The 4990-nt window shown below is 24.9% G+C and carries 5 protein-coding genes and 1 pseudogene; 2 read left to right on the top strand and 4 right to left on the bottom strand.

Features of this window, described 5'->3' with window-relative positions; all coding sequences use genetic code 11:
- On the top strand, positions 1–192 hold a 192-nt coding region (locus TY07_RS18485), incomplete at its 5' end, for a hypothetical protein (protein WP_207638327.1).
- Between the two features lie 374 nt (positions 193–566).
- Here the strand turns inward: TY07_RS18485 and TY07_RS16810 are convergent.
- The 4 genes from TY07_RS16810 to TY07_RS16825 all read right to left on the bottom strand — a co-directional run bounded on the left by TY07_RS16810 (position 567) and on the right by TY07_RS16825 (position 3746).
- Positions 567–1712 carry a sensor histidine kinase gene (locus TY07_RS16810; protein WP_154821394.1) on the bottom strand — a complete coding sequence of 382 codons (1146 nt, stop codon included), beginning with the start codon at positions 1710–1712 and terminating at the stop codon, positions 567–569.
- Positions 1705–2388: a response regulator transcription factor gene (locus tag TY07_RS16815; protein WP_042402969.1), complete on the bottom strand. Its 684-nt coding sequence runs from the start codon at positions 2386–2388 to the stop codon at positions 1705–1707. Before TY07_RS16815 ends, TY07_RS16810 begins: the two co-directional genes overlap by 8 nt.
- 194 nt (positions 2389–2582) lie before the next feature.
- Positions 2583–2963, bottom strand: coding sequence for a hypothetical protein (locus tag TY07_RS16820; RefSeq protein ID WP_042402972.1), 381 nt, complete (start codon positions 2961–2963; stop codon positions 2583–2585).
- A gap of 399 nt (positions 2964–3362) precedes the next feature.
- Positions 3363–3746, bottom strand: a complete 384-nt coding sequence (locus tag TY07_RS16825; RefSeq protein WP_042402975.1) for a hypothetical protein — start codon at positions 3744–3746, stop codon at positions 3363–3365.
- Between the two features lie 91 nt (positions 3747–3837).
- On the opposite strand from TY07_RS16825, the pseudogene TY07_RS18215 reads away from it, so the two are divergent.
- A pseudogene (locus TY07_RS18215) lies at positions 3838–4984 on the top strand (IS3 family transposase).
- The last annotated feature ends 6 nt before the right edge of the window (positions 4985–4990 follow it).

Here is a 4990-nt window from a genome sequence, read left to right on the forward strand (position 1 = left end):
TTTTTCATACCAATTTTCTTGTTCTTCTTTTGTTATATATTTATTATCTTATTTACCTTATCTTTAATTTCATCACTAATATTCTCAGTTTCTTTTAATACAAATATTGATACTCCAAATTTAGTATTATATATGTCATTTATTCCTTCTATATCACTTTCATTAACTACAGCAACTGTTACATCAGTGTAATCCGTTGTACCAACTTATATAGTTTCTCTATCTGTGAAAAAATAACTTCTAGTTCTTTCGGTACAAGCAATCTTTAATGATTTCATGCCTATTCATCCTTATGTCTTTTTAGTTTATCTATTTATAATTTACTTAATATAAAAATTATATTATATGTATATTTTATTAATTAACATCATAATTATATATTTAGCAAATTTTAATGTAAATGCTATACTGAAAAACTATAATAAATAATTATAGCTAGCTTAAACCATTTCCTTAATTATAAAATAAATTTAATCAATTAAAATTAATACTAAAATTAAAGACTGCATAAAATACATATTTTTTAAATTCATTTTATGCAATCTTAATTATTTATATTATTTATTTTAAACTATATATGGTAAAATAAAAGTAAATTCTGTTCCTTCATTTAATTTACTTTTTACATTAATTTCTCCACCATGAAGTTTTATTACCGATTGAGTTAATGATAATCCTAATCCAATTCCATTTTTTGAATAACTATTAATTCCTTCACATCTATAAAAGGGTTTAAAAATTTCATCATAATCCTCTTCCTTTATACCACTTCCAGTATCTATTACTTTTACTTCAATAGTATTTAGATCTTGATAACATAATATATCTATACTTCCATTAATTTTGTTATATTTAATAGAATTTTCAATTACATTATAAAATGCCCTATATAACATAATTTCATTTCCCTTTATTTTATTTTTTATATTATATGAATTTAATTTTAATTTTATATTTTTTTTATTGGCAATAATAGATAAATCATCAACTATATCTTCTAATATCTCATCTATGCTAACAATTTCATTTAAAGGTGCATTTTCCTGTCTTATTATATCTAATAATGTTTCTATTATTAAATTCATCTTTAATATAGACTTTTCTACAACCGCCAAAGTTTTATCATATTCCTCTAAACTTTTACAATTACTGCTTTTTAAAACATCTATATTTGTTTTAATTACTGCTAATGGAGTTTTTAACTCATGTGCCACACTAGAATTAAACCTTTTTTGTGATGCAAATGCATTTTCTAATTTTGCTATCATTTTATTAAAAGAAATTGTAAGTTCTTTAATTTCATCATTTGCTCCCTTAATACTTAAATTGGAATTTAAATTATCCTCATTTATTTTTTTTATATTTTTATTTAATTCTACAATTGGAATTAAAGCATTATTTACTACAAAATAAGTGCACATTCCACCAATAGTTACTACTAAAATAAATGCAATTATTGAAAACCAATAAATTCTTGATGTTGTCTCTTCTATAGCTGATTCTATTGATATCTTATCAATTTCATCTTTAAAATCACCATTTAAATCTATTTTAATATCTTCTGTATTTGAATTAATTATTCCTTTTAGCTGTGGAACTGTATGCCTTACATCATAATTAATACTAAAAAGAAGAATTCCACTAGTTATTGTCATTATTAATACAGTAAATAATGTAAGTTTCCATTTTAACTTTATTTTTATATTATTCACTAGTTATACCTCCAAATAAATATCCAACTCCTTTAATTGTTTTAATCATATTTTCATTACAACTAACAGCTGTTAATTTTTTTCTAAGAGAATATACATGAACTCTTATTACTGTTGTAAATGGGTCTGTATTTTCATCCCAAACATGATTTATCAATTCTTCGGAACTTATAACTTTATCTTTATTTTGAACTAGATATTTTAAAAGTGAATATTCTTTCAATGTTAAATTAAGAACTATATCATCATATGTAACTTTGTGTTTAGATACGTCTATAGATAACTTTCCCTCTTTTAAAATTGAAGGTTTACTTTCAAACTCTCTTCTCAAAAGAGCTCTTATCCTTGCCGTTAACTCTAAAAAATCAAATGGTTTTACTAAATAATCATTAGCTCCTAAGTCTAATCCTTTTATTCTATCCTCAATTTCTCTATTTGCAGATACAATTATTACTCTTGTGTTTATATCTTTTTCTCTAAGCTTTTTTAATATATAAAATCCATCTACCTTTGGCAAATTTATATCTAAAACCAATAAATCATATGTATTTAAACTTAAAAAATCTAAAGCATCTTCTCCATCCATTGCTACATCAACGGCATAACCTTCATTTTTTAATCCTCTTTGTAGAGCATGTACTATATCAGCTTCATCTTCTACAATTAATAATTTCATCACATATTCCTCCTATTTTATAAATAAAATGGAGCTATCGCACCCTGAAAAATTATACACCATATATTGTACTATTTATTCTTAATGCGATAGCCCTATTTGTTAATAATTATAATATACAAATTTTAATTATACTACAAGGAGTTTATTATTATTATTATTATTATTATTAATTTTATTATTTTTTATTTTATTTATTCAAAACCTGCTGCCTTTACTTCTTCTCTGAATTTTTCATCAAAACCAGTTACTTCTACATTTTTTCCATCAACTGTTAAGCTTAACCCATTTTTAAGGTTTGCTAAATCCTCTTCACTTAATTCAAAAGAAATATCATCATTACTTCCTTGATAATTATTTGAATTACTAATTGAATTATTATAAGAATTATTATATTGATTACTATTTACTACTTTATCAACACCATTATTGGTATTTTTGTTACTATTATATGAACTTTCAGTTTTATTATTGCTTGATTTGCTTGCTACACTATTACTTGCTCTTCCTCCAGCAAAACTTAATAAACCTACTATTGTTAGCGCTAATACTCCAAATATTAATGATTTTTTCATATCTTATCATCCTTCCTTACATAAAACTTTTCTGATAACTTAATTTATTAATTATTTTATTTCTTAGGTTATCTCTTCTATGTTTTTATGATAACAAATCCAATGTAAAATCATCGTTAATTTTTAAAAATATTTATATATTATTTGTGAACTACTCTCCAATTATAGAAGTGGGAGCTTCTTGGTGAATATACCTAGCGGTAATAAATAAATATCTTTCCACCCAACTCACATTTACGGTGGAAAATAGGTGGAAAGATATATTTTTTAATACATATAAACTTTTATAAATGTCTATATTACTTAACTAACCTTACTACCGTCTCAGCATGTGATGACTGCCGTTCGTAGTTAAACTTTAGAAGGAATATATAGCTTTGTATATTCCTTCTTTTAAACCTATTCTATAACCTCATTAAATTTAACAAATAACGCCTTTAAACCTTCCATAAGTTTATTATACATAATCTCTGTTTCATCAAACCTATTTATACTAAGACTACTTACAATATTATTTTTTAATTTTTCAACTTCATCTGTTGATACTAAATGGAAGTATATAATTCTTAAATCATTTAATAAGTATAATGGAGCTATTATTTTTCTCAATTCATCTTCATCTGAAATATACTGACTTAATATAAACTGATAATATTTTATTGATTTCCATTGCTTATAGTTTTTATCTTTTTTTCCTACATTGTTTTCATAGTAATTTTTAAAATTAGATATATTAACAGCTTCAATCAATATTTTATGTAAAGCACTTATTACAGGTTTCACTTTTAAATCACTATGGTGTTAGTATAAAGTAGTGGACACATTAAATCGAACTAAGTAAAATAATATTTAGTTAAGAAAGGATGTGTCCATTATGGGAAAGGGCAGAAGATACGATCAAGAATATAAAGATATGATAGTAGAATTATTTAAGTCAGGAATGAGCTTAGCAGAGCTAAGTAGCGAATATGGCATTGCAAAATCAACAATTAACGGCTGGGTTAAAGATGTAAAAGAAATTAAAGTAGATGAAAATGAAGTTATGACATTAAAGGAAGTTAAGGCTTTAAAAAAAGAAATGGCAAGAATTAAAGAGGAAAATGAAATATTAAAAAAAGCTATGGCCATATTTGCAACAAGAAATTAGATGAATTAATAGAATTTATAAATAGCAATAAAAACAAACATGATATTAAGACTATGTGTACCGTTCTAGGCGTAGCCAGAAGCACATATTATAAATCTTTTGATAAAACTAAATCTGCAAGAGAATTAGAAAATGAGGAATTAAAATCAGCTATTAAAAGGATATATAAAGAGAATAAAGGCATATATGGTGCTCCTAGGATTCATCATATACTTGGTATAGAAGGATTCAATGTATCATTGAAGCGAGTTCAAAGACGAATGACTGAACTTGGCCTTTGTGCAGTAACTGTAAAAAATACAAACCTCATTCAAGTAAAAAGGTAGCAGAAGATTTAGAAAACGTTTTGAAAAGAGATTTTACTACTACTTCTATTAACGAAAAATGGGTAGGAGATATTACATATATTTATACTATCAAAGATGGTTGGTGCTATTTAGCTTCAGTTCTAGACTTATATTCTAAAAAAATAATTGGCTACGCTTTCGGTCAGAGAATGACTAATGATTTAGTTGTTAAAGCCTTAAAAAATGCTTATTACAGCCAATCTCCCGATAAGAATAAGCAATTAATATTTCATAGCGATTTAGGCTCTCAATACACTAGCAATGATTTAAGGGAGCTATGCAAAGAGTTTAATATTATACAATCGTTTAGTAAAAAAGGTTGTCCATATGATAATGCTTGTATAGAATCTTTTCATTCATTAATAAAAAAGGAAGAAATATATAGAAATACATACCGTACCTTCGAAGAAGCTAATATGGCTATTTTTAAATATATTGAAGGTTGGTATAACAGAAAAAGGCTACACTCTTCTATTAATTACATGACTCCAGATCAATGTGAATTATTAGCTAGAAGTGCAGCATAAAAAGGG

Origin of the sequence: Clostridium saudiense (genome assembly GCF_000577815.1) — a bacterium.
In the GTDB taxonomy this organism is placed as follows: Bacteria; Bacillota; Clostridia; order Clostridiales; family Clostridiaceae; genus Clostridium; species Clostridium saudiense.